The 20207-nt window shown below is 44.1% G+C and carries 25 protein-coding genes; 14 read left to right on the top strand and 11 right to left on the bottom strand.

What is annotated here, in order from left to right:
• Positions 1–13 precede the first annotated feature (13 nt).
• The gene (locus AB6D07_RS07350) at positions 14–403 is read left to right on the top strand and encodes a RidA family protein (protein WP_009847729.1); all 390 of its coding nucleotides are present in this window, start codon (positions 14–16) and stop codon (positions 401–403) included.
• Between the two features lie 125 nt (positions 404–528).
• On the opposite strand, the gene AB6D07_RS07345 is transcribed toward AB6D07_RS07350, so the two are convergent.
• The 8 genes from AB6D07_RS07345 to mlaF all read right to left on the bottom strand — a co-directional run bounded on the left by AB6D07_RS07345 (position 529) and on the right by mlaF (position 5988).
• Positions 529–1254 (bottom strand): 1-acylglycerol-3-phosphate O-acyltransferase, encoded by a 726-nt coding sequence (locus AB6D07_RS07345; RefSeq protein ID WP_004735318.1) that lies wholly within the window; start codon positions 1252–1254, stop codon positions 529–531.
• A gap of 150 nt (positions 1255–1404) precedes the next feature.
• A complete protein-coding gene (gene murA / locus AB6D07_RS07340) occupies positions 1405–2670 on the bottom strand; it encodes a UDP-N-acetylglucosamine 1-carboxyvinyltransferase (protein WP_029223045.1) in 1266 nt (421 codons plus the stop codon).
• Positions 2671–2678: 8 nt separating this feature from the next.
• A complete protein-coding gene (ibaG, locus tag AB6D07_RS07335; RefSeq protein ID WP_004738686.1) occupies positions 2679–2933 on the bottom strand; it encodes a BolA family iron metabolism protein IbaG in 255 nt (84 codons plus the stop codon).
• Between the two features lie 13 nt (positions 2934–2946).
• Positions 2947–3255, bottom strand: a complete 309-nt coding sequence (locus AB6D07_RS07330) for a lipid asymmetry maintenance protein MlaB (RefSeq protein ID WP_004735315.1) — start codon at positions 3253–3255, stop codon at positions 2947–2949.
• Positions 3255–3914, bottom strand: coding sequence for a phospholipid-binding protein MlaC (locus AB6D07_RS07325; protein ID WP_050546670.1), 660 nt, complete (start codon positions 3912–3914; stop codon positions 3255–3257). Before AB6D07_RS07325 ends, AB6D07_RS07330 begins: the two co-directional genes overlap by 1 nt.
• A gap of 4 nt (positions 3915–3918) precedes the next feature.
• A complete protein-coding gene (mlaD, locus tag AB6D07_RS07320) occupies positions 3919–4410 on the bottom strand; it encodes an outer membrane lipid asymmetry maintenance protein MlaD (protein ID WP_017100037.1) in 492 nt (163 codons plus the stop codon).
• Positions 4411–4412: 2 nt separating this feature from the next.
• Complete coding sequence (gene mlaE / locus AB6D07_RS07315) at positions 4413–5192, bottom strand: lipid asymmetry maintenance ABC transporter permease subunit MlaE (protein ID WP_009847733.1); 780 nt, start codon at positions 5190–5192, stop codon at positions 4413–4415.
• The gene (gene mlaF / locus AB6D07_RS07310) at positions 5182–5988 is read right to left on the bottom strand and encodes a phospholipid ABC transporter ATP-binding protein MlaF (RefSeq protein ID WP_020477214.1); all 807 of its coding nucleotides are present in this window, start codon (positions 5986–5988) and stop codon (positions 5182–5184) included. Before mlaF ends, mlaE begins: the two co-directional genes overlap by 11 nt.
• A 263-nt stretch (positions 5989–6251) precedes the next feature.
• Between mlaF and AB6D07_RS07305 the strand changes: the two genes are divergently transcribed.
• From AB6D07_RS07305 to mgtE, 12 genes are all read left to right on the top strand, one after another.
• A complete protein-coding gene (locus AB6D07_RS07305) occupies positions 6252–7217 on the top strand; it encodes a calcium/sodium antiporter (RefSeq protein WP_009847735.1) in 966 nt (321 codons plus the stop codon).
• A 34-nt stretch (positions 7218–7251) separates the two neighbouring features.
• Entirely contained in the window at positions 7252–8223 is a 972-nt protein-coding gene (gene kdsD, locus AB6D07_RS07300) for an arabinose-5-phosphate isomerase KdsD (RefSeq protein WP_012604867.1), read from the top strand.
• Positions 8223–8780, top strand: coding sequence for a 3-deoxy-manno-octulosonate-8-phosphatase KdsC (gene kdsC / locus AB6D07_RS07295; RefSeq protein WP_017103691.1), 558 nt, complete (start codon positions 8223–8225; stop codon positions 8778–8780). The genes kdsD and kdsC overlap by 1 nt, the downstream gene beginning before the upstream one ends.
• A complete protein-coding gene (gene lptC / locus AB6D07_RS07290; RefSeq protein ID WP_012604869.1) occupies positions 8777–9340 on the top strand; it encodes an LPS export ABC transporter periplasmic protein LptC in 564 nt (187 codons plus the stop codon). The genes kdsC and lptC overlap by 4 nt, the downstream gene beginning before the upstream one ends.
• On the top strand, positions 9321–9815 hold the full coding sequence (gene lptA, locus AB6D07_RS07285; RefSeq protein ID WP_009847739.1) for a lipopolysaccharide transport periplasmic protein LptA: 495 nt from the start codon (positions 9321–9323) through the stop codon (positions 9813–9815). Before lptC ends, lptA begins: the two co-directional genes overlap by 20 nt.
• A 2-nt stretch (positions 9816–9817) precedes the next feature.
• Complete coding sequence (lptB, locus tag AB6D07_RS07280; RefSeq protein ID WP_009847740.1) at positions 9818–10543, top strand: LPS export ABC transporter ATP-binding protein; 726 nt, start codon at positions 9818–9820, stop codon at positions 10541–10543.
• A 54-nt stretch (positions 10544–10597) separates the two neighbouring features.
• The gene (locus tag AB6D07_RS07275; RefSeq protein WP_017103692.1) at positions 10598–12067 is read left to right on the top strand and encodes an RNA polymerase factor sigma-54; all 1470 of its coding nucleotides are present in this window, start codon (positions 10598–10600) and stop codon (positions 12065–12067) included.
• Positions 12068–12157: 90 nt separating this feature from the next.
• On the top strand, positions 12158–12445 hold the full coding sequence (hpf, locus tag AB6D07_RS07270) for a ribosome hibernation promoting factor (RefSeq protein WP_009847742.1): 288 nt from the start codon (positions 12158–12160) through the stop codon (positions 12443–12445).
• A 1-nt stretch (position 12446) separates the two neighbouring features.
• On the top strand, positions 12447–12905 hold the full coding sequence (gene ptsN, locus AB6D07_RS07265) for a PTS IIA-like nitrogen regulatory protein PtsN (protein WP_009847743.1): 459 nt from the start codon (positions 12447–12449) through the stop codon (positions 12903–12905).
• Between the two features lie 4 nt (positions 12906–12909).
• Positions 12910–13779 (top strand): RNase adapter RapZ, encoded by an 870-nt coding sequence (gene rapZ / locus AB6D07_RS07260; RefSeq protein ID WP_017097544.1) that lies wholly within the window; start codon positions 12910–12912, stop codon positions 13777–13779.
• 2 nt (positions 13780–13781) lie between these two features.
• On the top strand, positions 13782–14057 hold the full coding sequence (locus AB6D07_RS07255) for an HPr family phosphocarrier protein (RefSeq protein WP_009847745.1): 276 nt from the start codon (positions 13782–13784) through the stop codon (positions 14055–14057).
• 147 nt (positions 14058–14204) lie between these two features.
• The gene (gene mgtE, locus AB6D07_RS07250) at positions 14205–15560 is read left to right on the top strand and encodes a magnesium transporter (RefSeq protein ID WP_017100033.1); all 1356 of its coding nucleotides are present in this window, start codon (positions 14205–14207) and stop codon (positions 15558–15560) included.
• Positions 15561–15657: 97 nt separating this feature from the next.
• Here mgtE and pmbA read toward each other — a convergent pair whose 3' ends face one another.
• Entirely contained in the window at positions 15658–17001 is a 1344-nt protein-coding gene (gene pmbA, locus AB6D07_RS07245) for a metalloprotease PmbA (RefSeq protein ID WP_017103693.1), read from the bottom strand.
• Between the two features lie 118 nt (positions 17002–17119).
• On the opposite strand from pmbA, the gene yjgA reads away from it, so the two are divergent.
• Positions 17120–17644, top strand: a complete 525-nt coding sequence (gene yjgA / locus AB6D07_RS07240; protein WP_017103694.1) for a ribosome biogenesis factor YjgA — start codon at positions 17120–17122, stop codon at positions 17642–17644.
• A 126-nt stretch (positions 17645–17770) separates the two neighbouring features.
• Here yjgA and thiQ read toward each other — a convergent pair whose 3' ends face one another.
• Together thiQ and thiP are read right to left on the bottom strand one after the other, a co-directional pair.
• On the bottom strand, positions 17771–18475 hold the full coding sequence (gene thiQ / locus AB6D07_RS07235) for a thiamine ABC transporter ATP-binding protein (RefSeq protein WP_009847749.1): 705 nt from the start codon (positions 18473–18475) through the stop codon (positions 17771–17773).
• Complete coding sequence (gene thiP, locus AB6D07_RS07230; protein WP_017103695.1) at positions 18475–20088, bottom strand: thiamine/thiamine pyrophosphate ABC transporter permease ThiP; 1614 nt, start codon at positions 20086–20088, stop codon at positions 18475–18477. Before thiP ends, thiQ begins: the two co-directional genes overlap by 1 nt.
• Positions 20089–20207 lie beyond the last annotated feature (119 nt).

Below are 20207 nucleotides of genomic sequence, written 5' to 3'. Positions count from 1 at the left end.
GATGGAATAACCAATGACTAAAGTACTTCACACAGAATCTGCTCCAGCTGCAATCGGCCCATACGTACAAGGTGTTGACCTTGGCAATATGGTTCTGACTTCTGGTCAAATCCCAGTAAACCCAGCAACTGGTGAAGTATCTGCTGATATCGCAGTGCAAGCTCGCCAATCTCTAGACAACGTTCAAGCGGTTGTTGAAGCTTCTGGCCTGACTGTAAAAGACATCGTAAAACTAACGGTATTCGTTAAAGACCTAAACGACTTCGGTACAGTAAATGAAGTTTACGGTAAATTCTTTGATGAGCACGGTGTTGCAAACTACCCTGCACGTTCATGTGTTGAAGTAGCGCGTCTGCCAAAAGATGTAGGTATCGAGATCGAAGCTATTGCGGTTCGCAAATAGGTTTTAATATCTAGAATAAACGGTTTCTAGTAAACAAATTGGCATAAAGCTGAGCGTTTATCAGATACAAAAAAAGGTTGCCCACTTGGCAACCTTTTTTATTGTTCATCGTTTCGCTTAGATGATTACTTCTTATTAAGCTCAACCACTTCTTTGTCTAACTCTTCAAGCTTCGCAGCCATCTGCTCACGAGCTAGGTTAGCCAGTTGACGAACATTAGACTTATCGTAATCTTCAGTGCTGATTGGTGGCAGCATTTCAACAATCACATGACCATTGTTCCAACGGTTCAGCTTCACGCCACCTGTTGAGCTACACACGATAGGGATAATAGGTAAGCCAGCGCCAATCGCAGCATGGAAAGCACCCGTTTTGAATGGTAACAAACCACGACCACGAGAACGAGTCCCCTCAGGGAACATCCATACTGAAACATCACTCTCTTTAAGGCTAGTAACCACTTGGTCAATCGTACCTACCGCTTTGCTGCGGTTAGCTCGGTCGATTAGGATATTACCCGTCAGCCAATACAGCTGACCAAAAAGAGGCATCCACGCTAAGCTCTTCTTACCAACAGTCACAACCTTAGGTGTTACCGCTGATGAAATCGTGAATAGATCCCAGCTGTTTTGGTGGTTTGCAACGTAAACATGTTGTCCACGAGAGTAAGCATCTTCCGGGATACGAAGCTCTAACTTCATACCAAAGATTTTCGACATGCGACCGAAATAACGACCAAAGGTAAATACGTGTTTCGGGTTGCGTGGGCTGAGTAAACAGTAACCACACCCAAATACAAACATAAGAATCGCAAATATCGCCACTGCGAAAATACGTAATATTGCTATCATTTTGTTCCTCACAACCGCCAAGTTGATTCATCTATTTGCACAAAATAGGCAGCAGATTCACTGGCGGTAAATACAACTATAAAAAAGCCGAAACCAAGGTTCCGACTTTTATGTTTTCATCTTACTGATTCATGAACTCACTAACCTAAGTTAGTTCGACTCGCTAAACCGTGTAATGTTTGCGCCTAAGGCTGACAATTTATCTTCAATCTTATCGTAGCCACGATCGATGTGATAAATACGGTCAACAATGGTTTCACCTTGAGCAATACAGCCAGCAATAACAAGACTCGCAGATGCGCGAAGGTCCGTTGCCATTACTTGAGCGCCGCTCAATTTTTTGGTTTCACCACAAATAGCCGTGTTGCCTTCGATCTCGGCTTTTGCGCCCATTCGCTGTAATTCAGGGATGTGCATAAAGCGGTTTTCAAAGATAGTCTCAGTGATAACACCACTGCCCTTCGCCATCATGTTAAGCAGAGTAAATTGCGCTTGCATGTCGGTTGGGAAACCTGGGTGAGGTGCTGTTACGATTTTCACCGCTTTGAGCTCACGATCTGTCATATCAAGGCTGATCCAGTCTTCGCCTGTTTCAACCTTCGCACCCGCTTCTTCAAGCTTCGCTAATGCAGCTTCAAGAAGATGAGCGTTAGTGTTACGACAAACGACTTTACCGCCAGACACTGCCGCAGCAACCAAGAACGTACCGGTTTCAATACGGTCAGCAACCACAGAGTGTTGGCCACCACCAAGACGCTCAACGCCTTCGATAGTGATCGTGTCTGTACCTGCGCCAGAAATCTTAGCACCCAGTTTGTTTAGGAAATCAGCCGTATCAACAATCTCAGGCTCTCGCGCTGAGTTATCTAATACAGTTGTACCTTCAGCCAATGTTGCTGCACACATGATAGTAATGGTGGCACCCACACTTACTTTATCCATCACGATGTGCGCGCCTTTCAGACGGCCATCAACACTTGCTTTCACATAACCATCTTCCAATACAATGGTCGCACCTAGTTGCTCTAGGCCATGGATATGTAAATCAACAGGTCGAGCACCAATTGCACAACCGCCCGGAAGTGACACTTGGCCTTCACCAAAACGAGCGACTAAAGGACCTAAAGCCCAAATAGAAGCGCGCATTGTTTTTACTAAATCGTAAGGTGCACAAAATTCATTAATTTCGCTGCCATCAACATGAACACTACCATTGCGTGATACTTTTGCGCCTAAACGCTTAAGCAATTCCATCGTAGTATCGATGTCACGTAGGTGAGGAACATTACTCACTTCAACCGGCTCTTCAGCTAGAATTGAAGCAAATAGGATTGGTAGGGCTGCATTTTTTGCGCCTGAGATCGTCACTTCACCGCTTAGCGGCTTATCCGATCCAATAACTCGAAACTTTTCCATCATAAACCTTAAAGTGACATCAGTTTCTTATCACGTTCCCACTCTTCCGGCGTGAAAGCCTTAATAGAAAGAGCATGGATATCATTGCGTTGAATGTATTCCATTAGTGGGCCGTAGATTAGTTGCTGCTTCTTAACTCGATTCATGCCGTCAAAACATGGATCAACCGCAACAACTTCGTAATGACTGCCTTCACCCTTCACGATAATTTCCTGAAGGTTCAGAGCCTCTGCTAATAATTCTTGTACTTTTGTGCTGTCCACAAATAGCTCCTGCCTAATTTTTTATGTGTTCTGCCATCATTGGCTGGATATTGCTCAATTGGAACAACGTTCGTAATTGTTCTGGCACGAAACTGAGCATTATATGACAGTTTTGATTTTTTGCATGCTCTAATAAGTGAATTAGCATCACCATTCCTGCTGAATCGACTCGATTTATATGGCTAAGGTCAATTTCAACGCTCGATTCCGTCGTTTGCCACTTTTCCAATATACGCCAGATTGCAGGTACACTATCTCGATCTATATCACCAAGAAGTTGATATTCTTTAGAGCTTAGCGCTTGCCATTGAGAATGGCTCATTATTTATTACTCTCAAAACGAATCGGTTGAGAAGCCAGTTTCTCGAGTTCGTCAGCTACTTGTAAGATGCCTTCTTGACGAATCTTAGTGTTCCACTCAGACTTCTTACTTGATAGCAGGCTTATACCTTCGGCAACCATATCAAATGCCTTCCACTCACCTGACTTCTTATCTTTGCGCAGTTTAAACTCAAGGTTAATGTTTGGTCGAGGCGTATCAATGATATCAACCTTAATACTGGTAATACGGCTATCTGTTTTAATTGTTGGTTCTGGACCAAATTTAATCGTCTGATCTGTATATTGAGTTAACACTTGAGCATAAGAAGAAACGAGATATTTACGAAATGCATCAATAAATACGCGCACGTCTCCTCTGTCAGCACCTTTCAAGTTCGGCCCTAGCAACTTCAGCGCCGCATATTGAGCATTCACATAAGGCATCAACTCTTCTTCCACGATGACCTTCAGTAACTCAGGATCTTGTTGGATATTCTCTTGCTCGTTCTTCAAACGGGCGAAAGCCTCTTCTGCAACTTGAGTCATCATCTGATAAGGCTGAGTTCGGTCAATCGGTTTTGCCGAAAAAGCTGGAGTCGACATCAGCAAAGCGACAGCTGTCAGAAGCAGTCTTTTCAATAAGTAATTAGTCTTTAACATGAGCCTACTCCTTAGCTTCGCTATTATCAGAGCCACCGACGCTATACAGCACTTGGCCAATCAAATCTTCTAATACTAATGCCGACTTGGTGTCTTCGATAGAATCACCATCAACCAACATCTCTTCATCTTCAAAGATGAAGCCTGGAACTAAGCTGATGTACTGCTCACCGATCAAGCCCGACGTTAAGATTTGAGCACTAGAGGTATCAGGAAATTGTGAGTACTTCGCATCAATAGACAGTTCAACCACAGGAAGGTAGCTCTCAGTATCAAGTTCAATACTTTGAACTCGACCAACAACGACGCCCCCCACCTTTACTGGTGAGCGAACCTTTAGGCTGCCAATATTGTCAAAGGTCGCTTTTAAGTTGTAAGTATGGTTTGAACCGAGACCTTTTACGTCAGCGACTTGAAAGATCATGATTAAGATTGCGCAAATTCCGGCAATAACAAAGGTGCCGACCCATAATTCTAATTTTCGAGTTTGTTGCATGATTAATTCCCAAACATCAATGCGGTAAGAACAAAATCTAGCCCTAATACCGCTAGAGAAGAGTGTACTACTGTGCGTGTGGTTGCCTGACTAATACCTTCGGATGTCGGTACTGCATCATAACCATTAAAAAGTGCGATCCAAGTTACGGTGATAGCGAAGACCATGCATTTGATCATACTGTTACCAATATCACGGCCAAGCTCAACGGAAGACTGCATCGCAGACCAGAAACTGCCGTGGTCAATACCTTTCCAATCCACACCGACTAACTGAGCACCCCAAATCCCGACCGCCATAAAAATCATAGCGAGCAGTGGCATAGAAATAAGGCCGGCCCAGAGACGTGGCGCAATAATGCGTTTAAGAGGATCAACCGCCATCATCTCAAGGCTAGAGATCTGTTCAGTAGCTTTCATTAAGCCGATCTCAGCCGTTAATGCTGAACCCGCACGACCAGCAAACAGAAGTGCTGTCACCACAGGGCCCAATTCCCGTAACAACGAGAGCGCGACCATTTGCCCAAGGTTACCCTCTGCGCCATAGTCGATTAATACGACATAGCCCTGCAGACTGAGTACCATGCCAATAAACAAGCCTGAAACTAAAATGATAGCCAATGACTGAACGCCAACGCTATAAAATTGTTTAACTAATAGAGGGAAGTTTTTTAGTTTCGGGATGCCAAACAAAGCCCCAAATAGCATTAGGCTTGCTCGACCAAATGACTCACAGATCGCAAGTGCGCGCTTACCGACACCCGCAATAGTTTTAGCAATCATATTCAAACAAATCCTTTTCTAAGCTATTTGCAGGAAACCTAAATGGCACAGGGCCATCCGATTCACCTTGCAAAAATTGCAGCACTCTTGGATCGCTGTTGTTGTACAACTCATCAGGAGAACCTGCAGCAATAATTTTCCCATCAGCCATCAAATAAACCCAATCAGCAATGCTCATCACCTCAGGGACATCATGAGAAACGACAATAGAGGTTAAACCCAAGGCTTGATTGAGGTTACGAATCAACTCAACCAAAACACCCATGGTGATTGGATCTTGGCCAACAAAAGGCTCATCATACATAATAAGTTCTGGGTCCAATGCGATCGCACGGGCCAACGCCGCTCGTCTCGCCATACCACCAGACAACTCACTCGGCATTAATTGCGCCGCGCCTCGCAACCCTACCGCCTCAAGCTTAAGCAATACAATGGTACGAATGAATTTTTCGTTAAGTTCAGTGTGCTCTCGCAAAGGAAACGCCACATTATCAAAGACATTCAGATCCGTGAAAAGTGCCCCCGATTGGAAAAGCATGCTCATTTTCTTACGTGCTTGATATAGCTTTCGACGTGGCAATGCAGGGATGTTGTCGCCATCAAACCAAATTTCACCTTCATCTGGTGGTAATTGTCCACCAATCAGACGTAATAAGGTTGTTTTACCGTTCCCTGACGGCCCCATGATCGCGGTTATTTTTCCTTGAGGAACTTCTAAACTGATGTCATCAAAGATAATTCGTTCACCGCGTGAGAAGCTGAGATTCTTAACTTTCACAAGCTCAGTGTTCAACATACTTTTGTTGTTTCCTTGCTTTAAAAACGCCAATTATGGCTGCAATAGTAATGAGTCTACTTTAGAATTAAAAGCGCTGTTCAATTAATTATTAAAAACAGAAAACAAAGGCAGGGATTTGAAAGCATTGAGAAATTCATTCCTCATCAACATTTCTTTACCACTAACTAGCAATTAATTTGTCGAGTGACTTCCCTTTTATCTAGCAACAAGTCAAAATTAGCGGTTAATTCTCCGTTTTTTATTAATTTTTAGGAATCATCATGCTTGAAGCGATTGCGTTTCTTATTATCGGTCTAGGTTTTTTGGTGTGGAGTGCAGATAAGCTGGTCTACGGTGCCGCTGCTCTTGCTCGCAACTTCGGTATTTCACCACTAGTTATCGGTATGACAATCTTAGCAATGGGATCTTCAGCTCCTGAAATGATGGTTTCTGCTACAGCAGCCCTTGATGGTAAAACAGATACGGCGGTAGGTAATGTATTAGGCTCAAACATCGCTAACATCGCGCTGATTTTAGGTATTACAGCCCTTATCAAGCCATTATCGATTAGCTCTGGTGTGATTCGTCGTGAACTACCTTTAATGATAGGTGTCACTCTATTAGCGGGCGCACTGCTTTGGGATAATCACTTAGGTTTCTATGAAGGTGTGTTGTTGTTTGTTCTTTTTGCCGCTTTCTTATTTGCGATGCTGCAAATCAGCCGTAGTGAGAAAAAGAACGGTGATGCCTTTCTTGACGAACAAGAATCTGAAGTTCCTGAAGGCGTGAGCAACCCCAAAGCCGCAATGTGGGTGGTGGTTGGCCTGATTATTCTACCTCTAGCGGCCAACATGTTGGTTGACAACGCGGTTGTAATCGCGAAGTTCTTTGGTATGAGCGACCTTGTGATTGGTTTAACCATTATTGCCGTTGGCACAAGTTTACCTGAACTTGCAGCATCACTAGCTGGTGTTATGAAAGGTGAAGATGATATGGCTGTGGGTAATATCATTGGCTCAAACGTATTCAACATCCTTGCCGTGATGGGTATCCCAGGCATCCTAAACCCTTCCATCTTGAGCGAGTTTGCAATGGGTCGTGACTTCTGGGTGATGCTAGGCGTATCACTACTCCTTGTTATCATGGCACTAGGAAAATCTCGTAGCGTGAATCGTATCGAAGGCGGCGTGTTAATCGTGACGTTTGTGGCGTATCAAAGTTACCTACTAATGAACATGTCAGCTTAATTGTTGATTTAACTTCCCGTACTTGGAGTATTTGATGTCTCAGCCATTTGATTATTGCAGCGTTGCAAAACAAGTTTTGGAAACTGAAGTTGCAGGTCTCACGCAATTAGACCAATATTTTAATGATGATTTTAGCAAAGCTTGCGACCTAATCCTGAACAACAAAGGCAAAGTCGTAGTGATGGGCATGGGCAAATCAGGCCACATTGGTAACAAAATAGCAGCCACACTGGCAAGCACTGGTACATCGGCTTTCTTTGTACACCCAGGTGAAGCAGCGCATGGTGATTTGGGAATGATCGAACCTGGCGATATTGTGATAGCAATATCCAACTCAGGTGAATCAGGAGAAATCCTCAGCCTATTCCCAGTATTAAAGCGTTTAAACATTAAGATTATCAGCATGACTGGCAAGCCGGCATCAAACATGGCGACTTTATCTGATATTCATTTACAGATTTCAGTACCCGAAGAAGCGTGTCCCCTAGGTTTAGCACCAACAACCAGTACTACCGCTACTTTGGTTATGGGTGATGCATTAGCCGTTGCACTTTTACAGGCAAGAGGTTTTACCGCTCAAGATTTTGCACTGTCTCATCCTGGTGGTGCTTTGGGCCGTCAACTGCTGTTGAAACTAGACGACATCATGCACACCGGCGATTCACTCCCAATTGTTGCTCCGGATGCACTAGTTCGAGATGCCCTGTTAGAGATATCTCAAAAAGGCTTGGGTATGACGGCAATCGTCGGTGAAGATGGCCAAATGAAGGGCATTTTTACCGATGGTGATTTACGCCGTATCTTAGATAAACGTATTGATATTCATAGCACGCAGATCGGCGATGTAATGACACTGAACCCAACGGTAGCAGAACCAAACATGCTCGCAGTTGAGGGCTTAAATTTGATGCAAGCTAAGAGCATCAATGGCTTGATGTTGTGTGATAGTGGCAAATTAGTAGGCGCTTTAAATATGCATGACTTACTGAAAGCAGGAGTAATGTAATGTCACAAACAGTCGAAACTCTATACGGCACGGTAGATTCAGAAGCGTTTGCCGTAGCAAAAGAGATCAAATTGCTTATTTGCGATGTCGATGGCGTGTTCTCAGATGGTCGCATCTACATGGGTAACAATGGTGAAGAGCTAAAAACTTTCCATACGCGCGACGGTTACGGCATTAAATCGTTGATGAACGCCGGCGTTGAAATCGCAATCATCACTGGCCGTAAATCTCAAATTGTTGAGAATCGAATGACCGCTCTCGGTATCAAGCTAATTTATCAAGGTCAGGATGATAAAGTTAAAGCCTACCAAGATATTTGCGATAAGCTTTCAATCAATCCTGAAAACACAGGTTATATCGGAGACGATTTAATCGATTGGCCTGTAATGGCAAAGGTTGGCTTGAAGGTATGTGTGGCAGACGGCCACCCATTGCTTGCACAAAGAGCCAACTACGTAACCACCATTAATGGTGGTTACGGTGCTGTTCGTGAAGTCTGCGACCTTATTTTACAAGCAAGAAACGAACTCGACGTGCACAAAGGTTTAAGCATATGAGTTTTAATCGTATTATCTATTTAATACTCATCTTTATTGCCTCTTGGTCGGCCTATTACTTGTACGACAAAGAGCAAACATCGACGATACAAGTAGATCCAAACTTGGAACTGCCTGCGTTTAGCGGAAAGAATCTTGATAACATTAGCTATGGCGAAAGCGGTATTCGTAGCTACCGAGTTGAATCAACTAATCTAGAGCACTACTCGGTCGTTGGCGATACGCACTTTCAAGACCCTATTCTTTCAGTATTCCGTGAAGGGCATACGATAGAATGGCGAGTGACCGCTGATCGCGCAATTATGGATGAAAATCAAGTCATCACTTTTTATGACAATGTTGTGGCGAAAAACCTGTTGCCAGATGCTAGCTTCGATACAATGACCACAGATAAAATGGTTGTTGAACTGACTAGCCGAGATTTTTATTCAGACACTCCGGTCCATATGATCGGTACATTTTTTGAAAATGAGGGGCAAGCAATGAAAGGGAACTTCGGTACCAACAATGCGACCCTCTTTAATTCTGTTCAGGGTAGATATGAAACTCTCACACCTTAGTTTATTGGCTTTGACCCTTGCGGCGTCTAATGTCTATGCTCTATCTTCGGATAGCGAGCAGCCTGTCTATATTGATTCAGACAGTCAGCAATTAGATATGAAAAGCAATCAAGTAACCTTTCTTGGCGATGTGAACCTTAAACAAGGTAGCATCAATATCAATGCCGATAAGGTCATTGTTACACGTAATGCCGTCAACGGTGAAATTGAAGAAATACAAGGTTTCGGAAAGCCCGCAACCTTTTCTCAACTTACTGACGATGGGAAAACACTCTATGGTGAAGCTGACGATTTACATTACCAGCTGATTGCCGATAGATTGATCATGACTAAGAACGCGATGCTATCTCAAGATGGCAGTATCATTCGTGGCTCTAAGATTACCTATCAGATCACCTCTCAAAAGTTGGTTGCCGATAGTGATAGCAGTGAGCGTGTATCAACGGTTTTACAACCAGCGGAAGTGAATAAGTAATCATGGCAGTCCTTACAGCAAAGAACCTAGCGAAGACCTACGGAAAACGTAAAGTTGTAACAGACGTAAGCTTGCAAGTAGAGTCAGGTCAGATCGTCGGGCTACTTGGCCCAAACGGTGCAGGTAAAACCACCTCTTTCTATATGATAGTGGGTCTGGTTGCGCGTGATGAAGGTACTATCAGCATTGACGACCGAGACATCAGTATCTTACCAATGCACAGTCGTTCTCGTCTTGGTATCGGTTACCTTCCTCAAGAAGCATCCATTTTTCGTAAATTGTCAGTTGAAGACAACATCATGGCTGTTTTGCAAACGCGCGATGAGATGACTAACGCACAACGTCAAGATAAGCTGGAAGATCTTCTCGAAGAGTTTCACATCCAACATATTCGAGCGAGTAATGGTATGGCTTTGTCGGGTGGTGAGCGTCGACGTGTTGAGATTGCTCGTGCACTAGCAGCAAACCCTCAATTCATTCTCCTGGACGAACCTTTTGCCGGTGTTGACCCTATATCGGTTATCGATATCAAAAAAATCATCGTTCACTTACGCGATCGCGGCTTAGGCGTTTTGATTACCGACCACAACGTTCGTGAAACATTAGACGTGTGTGAAAAAGCTTACATCGTAAGTCAAGGGCATCTAATAGCTGAGGGAACTCCTGAAGATGTTCTCAATAACGAACAAGTTAAACAAGTTTATCTAGGCGAACAATTCCGTCTATGATTAGATAGAGAGTATCGAGAGTTCTTAGAATAATAACTAGGTAAGTAACACTGAATGAAACCCTCATTACAACTTAAGCTAGGCCAACAGTTAGCAATGACTCCTCAATTGCAACAAGCGATTCGTTTGTTGCAATTGTCTACTTTGGATTTGCAACAAGAGATTCAAGAAGCACTTGAATCGAACCCACTACTCGATGTCGAAGACGGCAATGAAGATACGCCAACATCGGAAGAAAAACCTAGCAGTGACGAGAAAGAAACAGTTGAAACAGTTGAAACAGTTGAACAAGACTTACCTGACAGCTCCGATTTAATCGAAAAATCAGAGATCGGCAACGAACTAGAAATCGATACAACTTGGGAAGACGTTTACAGCGCAAACACAGGTAACACTGGCATTGCGATTGATGACGATATGCCCGTTTATCAAGGCGAAACCACACAAAGTCTATACGATTACCTGCTCTGGCAACTCGATTTAACACCATTTACTGAAACTGACCGCAGCATAGCTTTTGCGCTAATTGATGCTATCGATGACCGCGGTTACCTTACCGTATCTTGTGAAGACATCCTTGAGAACTTCGACAACGAAGAGATCGAGCTTGATGAAATTGAAGCCGTTCGTAAACGAATTCAGCAGTTTGATCCGCTAGGTGTCGGTTCTGTGAATCTGCAAGATTGCTTGTTACTGCAATTGGCGACCTTCCCACAAGATACCCCTTGGCTTAACGAAGCTAAGTTAGTACTTACTAGCCATATCGACCAACTCGGCAATCGCGATTACAAACTGGTTATCAAAGAGACCAAGTTGAAAGAAGCGGAACTACGCGAAGTTTTGCAATTAATCCAACAGCTGGACCCTCGCCCTGGCAGTAAGATCACGCCAGACGAAACCGAGTATGTGGTTCCTGACGTATCCGTCTTCAAAGAGCTTGGGAAATGGTTGGTCACCATCAATCCAGATAGCGTGCCAAAACTAAAAGTGAATCAACAATACGCGGCCCTTAGTAGCAAAGGCAGTAGTGCTGACAACCAATTTATCCGCTCAAATTTGCAAGAAGCAAAATGGCTAATTAAAAGTCTAGAGAGCCGAAATGAAACACTACTAAAAGTCGCTCGGTGTATTGTTGAACATCAACGCGGTTTCTTCGAACATGGCGCAGAAGCCATGAAGCCGATGGTACTGAATGATGTGGCTTTAGCTGTTGATATGCACGAATCCACGATCTCTCGTGTGACGACTCAAAAATTCATGCACACACCGCGTGGCATCTTCGAGCTCAAGTACTTTTTCTCAAGCCATGTCAGCACTGACAATGGCGGTGAATGTTCATCTACAGCAATTCGCGCACTCATTAAGAAGCTTGTCGCAGCGGAAAATACCGCAAAGCCTCTAAGTGATAGTAAGATTGCTGCTTTACTGGCTGACCAAGGAATTCAGGTAGCTAGACGTACCATAGCGAAATACCGTGAATCTCTGGGCATTGCCCCATCGAGTCAGCGTAAACGCCTGCTATAAACTAAAGTAGTTAGCTCTTTATTCATTAACGATTGATTAGTTAACTATTAATTTAGTTGTAACCTGGCAACCAACTGAAAAGGAAAGTCTATGCAAATCAATATTCAAGGCCATCACGTTGATCTTACCGATTCAATGCAAGACTATGTTCACACCAAATTCGACAAACTTGAGCGCTTCTTTGATCATATCAATAGTGTTCAAGTTGTTTTAAAAGTTGAGAAAATCAATCAAATCGCAGAAGCTACCCTGCATATAAATCAAGGGGAAATTCATGCGACAGCAACAGATGAAAGCATGTATGCCGCGATTGATTCATTGGTTGATAAACTTGTTCGCCAACTCAACAAGCACAAAGAAAAACTAAGTAGTCACTAACATGCAATTAAGCGAAGTACTTTCATTGGACTGCACTAAAAGTGCAGTCCAATGCACAAGCAAAAAAAGAGCCCTTGAGCTGATCAGTCAAATCGCAGCAGAAAGCTGCGGTCAAGATTCAACAGAACTGTTTGAGTGCATGCTGAGCCGTGAAAAAATGGGCAGTACAGGTATCGGTAACGGTATTGCGATTCCCCATGCACGCATGAATGTCAGTGATAAAGCGATTGCTGTATTAATACAATGCCAAGACCCAATCGAATTTGATGCTATCGATAACCGCCCAGTTGATCTACTGTTTGCTCTACTTGTTCCTAGTGAACAATGTAAAGAGCATCTGAAAACCCTTTCTTGTATGGCAGAGCGACTTAACGACAAGCAGACTCTTAAACAGTTGCGTAATGCTCAAAGCGATCAAGAGCTTTACGACATCATGATTCAAGTGCCAACTTGCGAGTAATAACATGCGATTAATCGTTGTCAGTGGCCAGTCAGGAGCCGGGAAAAGTGTTGCGCTACGAGTTCTTGAAGACTTGGGGTATTACTGTGTTGATAACCTACCAGTAAACCTGCTCAACGACTTCGTCGAATCGGTACGCGAGATCAATCAAAACGTCGCTGTTAGCATTGATATTCGTAACCTACCAAAAGAGCCTCAGTTAGTTACAGAAACGCTAGACCAGCTAGAAGCCGCCACAGATATAGACCTAAACGTCTTATTTCTAGATGCGAGTAAACAGACGCTACTCAAGCGCTACAGCGAAACACGCAGAATTCATCCTTTATCGATCGGCCAAGAAAAACTCTCTCTTGAACAAGCTATTGATTTAGAAAAAACACTTCTGACTCCTCTTGTAGAGCAAGCCAGCATTGTGATTGATAGCAGTGACTGTAACCTCTACGAATTGAGTGAACAGGTTCGTTTCAAAGTTGAGGGCAAAGAAAAACAAGAACTCATTATCGTTTTTCAGTCTTTCGGCTTTAAGTTCGGCCTACCAAGTGATGCCGATTATGTGTTTGATGTTCGATTTCTGCCAAACCCTCACTGGGAACCGGCACTACGACCATTGACGGGACTTGATGCTCCAATTCACTCTTTCCTAGAGAAACACGCTGAAGTTCTTGAACTCAAGCAACAAATTCAAGGCTTTGTTGAGCAGTGGTTACCCATGTTAGAGAAGAATAATCGCAGTTACCTAACGGTCGCGATTGGTTGCACTGGCGGCAAACACCGCTCAGTTTATCTAACTCAGAAAATTGGTGAATACTTCGAACAACTCGGTCATCAAGTTCAAATCAGACATGCCTCCCTAGAGAAGCACCAACAAGGCTAACCATGGAATTAACTCGAACTGTACTGATCCAAAATCGCTTGGGTCTTCACGCTAGAGCAGCCGTAAAATTGGTTGAGCTTGCCCAAAGTTTTGATGCAACTATCACGATCCATAGCGAAGAAGATAAAATCGCAACTGCAGACAGTGTGATGGGGTTGCTTATGCTGGAATCAGCGCAAGGGCAACACATCACGATCCAAGCTACAGGCACCGATTCACAACAAGCACTTGATGCTGTTTGCCACCTCATTGAAGACAAGTTTGATGAAGGTGAGTAGCGAAAACGAGTCACTCACAACACTGAAGACTCAAACTTCGAACCAACCAGTATTAAATCTTAGTTCTAGCTAAGTTTATGATTTAAATAAGCCCCAGAATTAAGTTACTATCCCAAGCATTGTTAGAATAAAAAATAGGAGGAAAATATGGCAGAGCAATTAGAATTCGACCAAGCTCACCAAACCCTCCAAGAAGTCAGCGAAGCCCTAGAAAACGGCCGATTTGTTCACGTACGTCGACAACTTCAGGACATGGAACCTGAAGATATTGCACACCTTTTAGAAGCCTCCCCTCGCAAAAGTCGTGACGTACTCTGGCAACTCACCGATCCAGAAGACTACGGTGAAATTCTTGATGAACTAAACGAAGACGTCAAAGATGCGCTTGTGTCGAAAATGGCACCAGAAACCTTGGCAGAAGCAACAGAAGGTATGGAAACCGATGACGTCGCGTACGTACTTCGAAGCCTACCCGACGATGTTTCTCGCGAAGTCCTTTCTCAAATGGACTCCGTCGATCGTGCATTAGTAGAAACCGCCCTTTCGTACCCAGAAGATTCAGCGGGTGCGATCATGAATACCGACGTAATCACGATTCGTGGCGACGTCGATGTCGACGTTGTATTGCGCTATATGCGTATGCGTGGCGAATTGCCCGACGCAACCGATGCTCTGTATGTTATTGATGAAGAAGAACGTCTGATCGGTAACCTATCGCTTACCACACTAGTAACAACTCAGCCCGATGTTCAGGTTTCCGAAGTGATGGAAGATGCTGACGAAGCGATTGCGGTTGAAACCAGTGCTTCCGATATCGCCAGTCTGTTCGAACGTCGTAATTGGGTTTCTGCACCCGTTGTTGATAGTAACCAGCATCTTGTTGGTCGTATCACTATCGATGACGTGGTTGATGTTATCCGTGAAGACGCCGAGCACTCAATGATGAGCATGGCGGGTATGGACGATGACGAAGATACTTTCGCTCCAGTCGTAAAATCTGCTCGTCGTCGTAGTGTCTGGTTGGGTGCTAACGTACTCGCAGCACTTGCTGCTGCATCTGTATCCAATATGTTTGAAGCAACACTCGACCAAATGGCAGCGATTGCGGTTCTAATGACTATCGTACCTTCAATGGGCGGGGTTGCTGGTAACCAAACCGTTGCACTTGTGATTCGTGGTTTAGCACTCGGTCATATCGGTGACAGTAACAAACGCGAACTACTACTCAAAGAGGCGGCCATCGGCTTCCTAAACGGCGTGTTATGGGCTGTTATCATTGGCGGTATAGTGGTTGCTTGGAAAGGTAACTGGATACTGGGAGGCATCATCTCAGCTGCAATGATGACCAACTTGATTGTCGCTGGTATCGCCGGTGTAACCATCCCGGTAATGCTAAAAAAGATGAATATCGATCCAGCACTTGCGGGCGGTATGGCACTGACCACAGTAACCGATGTTATTGGCCTATCGGTGTTCTTAGGCTTAGCAACCATACTGATCTAGTTATCATAAGCTGCTAGCCTATTTTTGGCGAAATACAGAAAACAAAAAGGGAGCCATCGGCTCCCTTTTTTAATTCATCATATTGGCGCTAACTTCATTACTCACCCGCGACTTTCATCGACTCAAGCAAGATAGAACCCGTTTGAATTTGTGAACGCGTTTCAACATCGTTACCAACCGCAACAATCTGAGTGAACATGTCTTTTAGGTTACCCGCGATCGTCACTTCAGATACTGGGTATTGGATTTCTCCATTCTCAACCCAGAAACCTGCTGCGCCACGTGAATAATCACCGGTCACGGTATTAACGCCTTGACCCATTACTTCAGTCACAAGGAAGCCGGTTCCTAATTCTTTTAGCATCTGCTCAAAGTTTTGACCCGTTGATTTAACGAACCAGTTATGAATACCACCAGCATGACCTGTTGGTGTCATATCCATTTTACGTGCGGCATAACTGGTTAGCAGGTAAGTTGCTAACACACCATCCGTGATAATTTCACGATCTTGAGTGTAAACACCTTCGCTATCGAATGGGCTTGAAGCCAAACCACGTAAGATATGAGGACGCTCAGAAATGTTAAACCAATCAGGTAGAATTTTCTGACCTAGGTGATCCAATAAGAACGATGACTTACGGTATAGGTTACCACCACTGATCGCCATCACAAGGTGGCCAATCAAGCCAGTCGCGACATCGTTAGCAAACATGATTGGGTATTGGCCTGTTGGTAGCTTTTTCGCATCCAAACGGCTAATGGTCTTTTCTGCTGCTTCTTGACCTACGCGCTCAGGCGTCCATAGCTCATCACGGTGACGTGCAACGGTATAGCTATAGTCTCGCTCCATCTCACCGTTAGCGCCTTGTCCAATCACACAGCAGCTCGTGCTATGGCGGCTTGATGCGTAGCTAGCTAGTAAGCCATGGCTGTTACCATAAACTTTAACGCCATAATGGCTGTCGTAGCTTGCACCATCACTTTGCTTGATCTTATCGCTATAAGCTAGCGCTTGCTTCTCAGCTGCAATCGCAATCTCAGCGGCATAGTCAGGGTTTGGTTCATCAGGGTGGAAAAGATCCAAGTCTGGAATTTCTTTTACCATGTATTCTTTTGCTGCAGGACCAGCAAACGGGTCTTCAGAAGTGTACTGAGCGATATCAAGCGCAGCCGCGACTGTTTGAGCAATTGCCTTCTCACTCAGATCAGATGTAGATGCGCTGCCTTTTTTCTGACCGCGGTAAACAGTAATACCTAGAGCACCATCACTATTAAATTCAACGTTTTCCACTTCACACATACGTGTTGAAACACTTAAACCCGTTGACTTAGTAATAGCAACCTCAGCGGCGTCTGCACTCACTGATGCCATATCCAACGCTTTAGCTACTGCGGCTTCTAGCTCAACTCGTTGTTGGGCGACTTTCTGTTTTACATCCATATCTATTCTAATTTTTTAGGTCAATATTACGTAGGATAACAAGAATTTCGCTTTCTCCCCAAGATTCTTGCTAAAATAGGCAATATATTCGTTTGAGATAGTGACATAGGCAGAAAAGATGGCTCGCAAAAACCAAAAAGCCCCATGGGAACCAGAAGAAGAAATCATCTGGGTAAGTAAGACAGAAATGAAAACGGACATGGACGCCCTGCAAAAGCTGGGAGAAGAGCTTGTTGGCCTAAAGCCTTCTGTATTAGACAAATTTCCGCTGTCTGAAGATTTGGCACAAGCGATTAAAGATGCACAACGCTTTAAAAATGAAGCGAAGCGCCGTCAACTTCAATACATTGGTAAAGTAATGCGCAGTGTCGATCCAGAGCCAATTCAAGCGGCTTTAGATAAGATTCGCAACAAACACTCTCAAGCAACAGTTGAACTGCACAAACTAGAACAACTGCGTGATCGTGTTGTTGCAGAAGGCGATGCGGCCATTTCAGACGTTATGGAAATGTACCCTGAAGCAGACCGTCAACGTCTTCGTCAGCTCGCTCGTCAAGCTAACAAAGAGAAAGCGGCAAACAAACCGGCTAAGTCTTCTCGTGAAATATTCCAAATCTTAAAAGAGCTAAAGCTAGGCGACTAATCTTCGCCGCCCTTTAATCAGAAAGATAATAAAAGACCTAGCGCATGCTAGGTCTTTTTGTTTTTGACGCACTCGATATCAAGAAGATCTCAATATCAATAAGTACTCACAGGAGTGAAAAAATCATCATTCACCCGCTTTAACAAACGAGCTTAGCTCTTGCTGTGGATGTTCAGCCGTCAGTGTCTCTATCGAGTCTGCAACCAACACCTTACCTAGCGCTACAAAAACGAACTTATTTGCGATACTGCGTGCATCACCTAAGTGGTGAGTAACCATCAATACCGTAATGTTTCGCTCGGCGGCTAATCGCCTAACAAGGTTAAGCATTTCCTCACGAAGCAAAGGGTCAAGCGCAGAGAAAGGCTCATCAAGCAACCAAATATCATGAGGCTGAACAAAGCATCTAGCTAACGCGACACGCTGACGTTGACCGCCCGATAAGTGCTCAGGCAATCTATCTAAATACTCAGCGACACCCACTTGTGCAGCGGCCTGTTCGACTTCGTGCTTTTGGGTTGCCGTAAGCTTTAGCCCTGGATGTAAGCCTAAGCCAATATTTTCACGTACGGTGAGATGGGCAAACAGGTTGTGCTCTTGAAACAACATCGCTAATGGACGCTGATGTGCTTCTTTGCCAATCAGTGATTGTCCCGCTACAGAGATCTCACCCGAAGTGGGCTCAATAAACCCAGCAACCAATGCCAACAGCGTTGATTTACCTGCGCCACTTGGCCCCATCAGCGCAACAATATCGCCCTGCTCAGCTTGAAAATCAAAGCAAAACAACTCTCTGTGATAGTGGTAGTCCACATCTTTCATCACTAACATCATCGGTTCCTCAACTCTTTAGCATCGAGCTTAGATCTTCGAGTAAATAAAAATTCAATCAGGCTAAAGCTGCCAACACTCAGTAACAGTAAGCTCACGGAAACCACAGCTGCGGCTTCCATTTGATAGCTGCCTAATAATTGGAATAGGTACAAAGGCAGAGTTCTAAAATCTTGGCTACCAAACAAAGCAATCGCACTTAAGTCACCCATTGCTAACATAAAGCTGATCGAGAAAGCTTGTGCCATCGGTTTACGCAATGCACGCCACTCCACTAGCCTAAAACGCGTGAAACCAGTCATTCCCAAACTTGCGCACACATACTGATACTGCTGAGACAAATGCAGCATAGGTTGAGCCAAGGTTTTAATTACGTAAGGAAGCGCCATTAAACTGTTTACTGCAATCACGATAAAGAAAGCTAAGCTGAAAACATCGGTGAATGAACGCAGTAATAAGAAGAGCCCCGTACTGATCACAAGCCCGGGAGTAACTAAGATAATAGTGCCAATCAGCTCGATTTTATCGGCTCGAAAATTCTTATTCTGTAAGCGCCATGCTCGACTAGTCAGCAGTATGGCGATACCAATACCAACCGCGATAACACTTGCTAATGACGCGACTTTAACCGAGGTCATTAACGCAGCCCAAAACGGCTCGCTGCTCAGTACGATTAATGCCTGCGAGTTAATGCCACTGACGATAACCATAGCTAATGGCGGCAATACCAGCATTGAGACGGTGATGATCCAAAAGCTATCCCAAGCTTTTGACCACCAGCTATCCTTAACCAAATATTTCTCTTCCGACAATTGACTGGCTGTCACTGAAATAGGTTTCGATAGGCGTTGAATGCTCACAGCTAGCACACCACACAGCAGCATTTGCCATATCGCGAGCAAGGCACCAGCCTGCAGGTCAAAGTCGAATTTAATCGCCTGATAAATAGCGAGTTCGATAGTGGTTGATTTAGGTCCACCGCCTAGTGCCATCACGGTAGCAAAGCTGGTAAAACACAGCATGAAGACCAAACCACACACATGTGGCAGTTGCTGTCTTAAGCGAGGCCATTCAACCCATCTGAATTTGTTCCAATGACTCATACCCAAATGAGCACACAGCTTATGCTGCTCGGCAGGTACGGTATCTAAAGCTTGTAAAAGTAAACGGCTAGCATAAGGCAGGTTAAAGAAGACATGTGCGAGCAAAATACCATTCAACCCATAAATCGAGAATGGCAGTTTAATATCGAAGTTCGCCAGAAATTTAGCTAACCAACCACTGTTTCCATAAATAGCTAGCAAACCAAATACGCCAACTAGTACGGGCAAAACCAAGGTCGAAGCAAACAGCCTTAACAACAAGGCCCGTCCAAAAAATTGTCTGCGACACAGAGCATGAGCAATAGGTATAGCAAAGCCAACACTCAGCATCGTTGAGAGTGTCGCTTGATAGAAACTGAATTTCGTTACATGCCAATAGTAAGGATCGGACCATACTTGGCTGATATCAAGAGAAGGGGCATTGCTAAGCAATGCCCCAACTGCTGAAACCACGAAGGTGGTAATGAGTATCGCAACCCAAACCCCGACCTTAGGTGTTTTCTTTATCATAAATTGATTTTTTACCGTAAATGGTTCACTCCAAACATAACGAATGAACCTTTAAATACAGAAAGCTAGTTTTTTAAAAGTACGTTAGAAAACTCATGTTCCTAAATAATAAGTTAAAT

The organism is Vibrio sp. 10N.239.312.C11 (assembly GCF_041466065.1).
GTDB classification, from domain to species: Bacteria; Pseudomonadota; Gammaproteobacteria; order Enterobacterales; family Vibrionaceae; genus Vibrio; species Vibrio tasmaniensis_A.
Note: the sequence above shows the minus strand (reverse complement) of the source record. Positions and strands in the feature narration are given on the sequence as shown.

What these genes read in the sequence shown, in the direction of transcription:
- AB6D07_RS07330 (WP_004735315.1), bottom strand. Translation starts at nt 3,255, where the DNA reads ATGAGCCATTCTCAATGGCAAGCGCTAAGCTCTAAAGAATATCAACTT.
- AB6D07_RS07275 (WP_017103692.1), top strand. Translation starts at nt 10,598, where the DNA reads ATGAAACCCTCATTACAACTTAAGCTAGGCCAACAGTTAGCAATGACT.
- mlaF (WP_020477214.1), bottom strand. Translation starts at nt 5,988, where the DNA reads ATGTTGAACACTGAGCTTGTGAAAGTTAAGAATCTCAGCTTCTCACGC.
- AB6D07_RS07305 (WP_009847735.1), top strand. Translation starts at nt 6,252, where the DNA reads ATGCTTGAAGCGATTGCGTTTCTTATTATCGGTCTAGGTTTTTTGGTG.
- AB6D07_RS07255 (WP_009847745.1), top strand. Translation starts at nt 13,782, where the DNA reads ATGGAATTAACTCGAACTGTACTGATCCAAAATCGCTTGGGTCTTCAC.
- AB6D07_RS07350 (WP_009847729.1), top strand. Translation starts at nt 14, where the DNA reads ATGACTAAAGTACTTCACACAGAATCTGCTCCAGCTGCAATCGGCCCA.
- lptC (WP_012604869.1), top strand. Translation starts at nt 8,777, where the DNA reads ATGAGTTTTAATCGTATTATCTATTTAATACTCATCTTTATTGCCTCT.
- lptB (WP_009847740.1), top strand. Translation starts at nt 9,818, where the DNA reads ATGGCAGTCCTTACAGCAAAGAACCTAGCGAAGACCTACGGAAAACGT.
- pmbA (WP_017103693.1), bottom strand. Translation starts at nt 17,001, where the DNA reads ATGGATGTAAAACAGAAAGTCGCCCAACAACGAGTTGAGCTAGAAGCC.
- murA (WP_029223045.1), bottom strand. Translation starts at nt 2,670, where the DNA reads ATGGAAAAGTTTCGAGTTATTGGATCGGATAAGCCGCTAAGCGGTGAA.
- rapZ (WP_017097544.1), top strand. Translation starts at nt 12,910, where the DNA reads ATGCGATTAATCGTTGTCAGTGGCCAGTCAGGAGCCGGGAAAAGTGTT.
- yjgA (WP_017103694.1), top strand. Translation starts at nt 17,120, where the DNA reads ATGGCTCGCAAAAACCAAAAAGCCCCATGGGAACCAGAAGAAGAAATC.
- hpf (WP_009847742.1), top strand. Translation starts at nt 12,158, where the DNA reads ATGCAAATCAATATTCAAGGCCATCACGTTGATCTTACCGATTCAATG.
- mlaD (WP_017100037.1), bottom strand. Translation starts at nt 4,410, where the DNA reads ATGCAACAAACTCGAAAATTAGAATTATGGGTCGGCACCTTTGTTATT.
- mlaE (WP_009847733.1), bottom strand. Translation starts at nt 5,192, where the DNA reads ATGATTGCTAAAACTATTGCGGGTGTCGGTAAGCGCGCACTTGCGATC.
- ptsN (WP_009847743.1), top strand. Translation starts at nt 12,447, where the DNA reads ATGCAATTAAGCGAAGTACTTTCATTGGACTGCACTAAAAGTGCAGTC.
- AB6D07_RS07325 (WP_050546670.1), bottom strand. Translation starts at nt 3,914, where the DNA reads ATGTTAAAGACTAATTACTTATTGAAAAGACTGCTTCTGACAGCTGTC.
- mgtE (WP_017100033.1), top strand. Translation starts at nt 14,205, where the DNA reads ATGGCAGAGCAATTAGAATTCGACCAAGCTCACCAAACCCTCCAAGAA.
- thiP (WP_017103695.1), bottom strand. Translation starts at nt 20,088, where the DNA reads ATGATAAAGAAAACACCTAAGGTCGGGGTTTGGGTTGCGATACTCATT.
- kdsC (WP_017103691.1), top strand. Translation starts at nt 8,223, where the DNA reads ATGTCACAAACAGTCGAAACTCTATACGGCACGGTAGATTCAGAAGCG.
- kdsD (WP_012604867.1), top strand. Translation starts at nt 7,252, where the DNA reads ATGTCTCAGCCATTTGATTATTGCAGCGTTGCAAAACAAGTTTTGGAA.
- AB6D07_RS07345 (WP_004735318.1), bottom strand. Translation starts at nt 1,254, where the DNA reads ATGATAGCAATATTACGTATTTTCGCAGTGGCGATATTTGCGATTCTT.
- thiQ (WP_009847749.1), bottom strand. Translation starts at nt 18,475, where the DNA reads ATGTTAGTGATGAAAGATGTGGACTACCACTATCACAGAGAGTTGTTT.
- lptA (WP_009847739.1), top strand. Translation starts at nt 9,321, where the DNA reads ATGAAACTCTCACACCTTAGTTTATTGGCTTTGACCCTTGCGGCGTCT.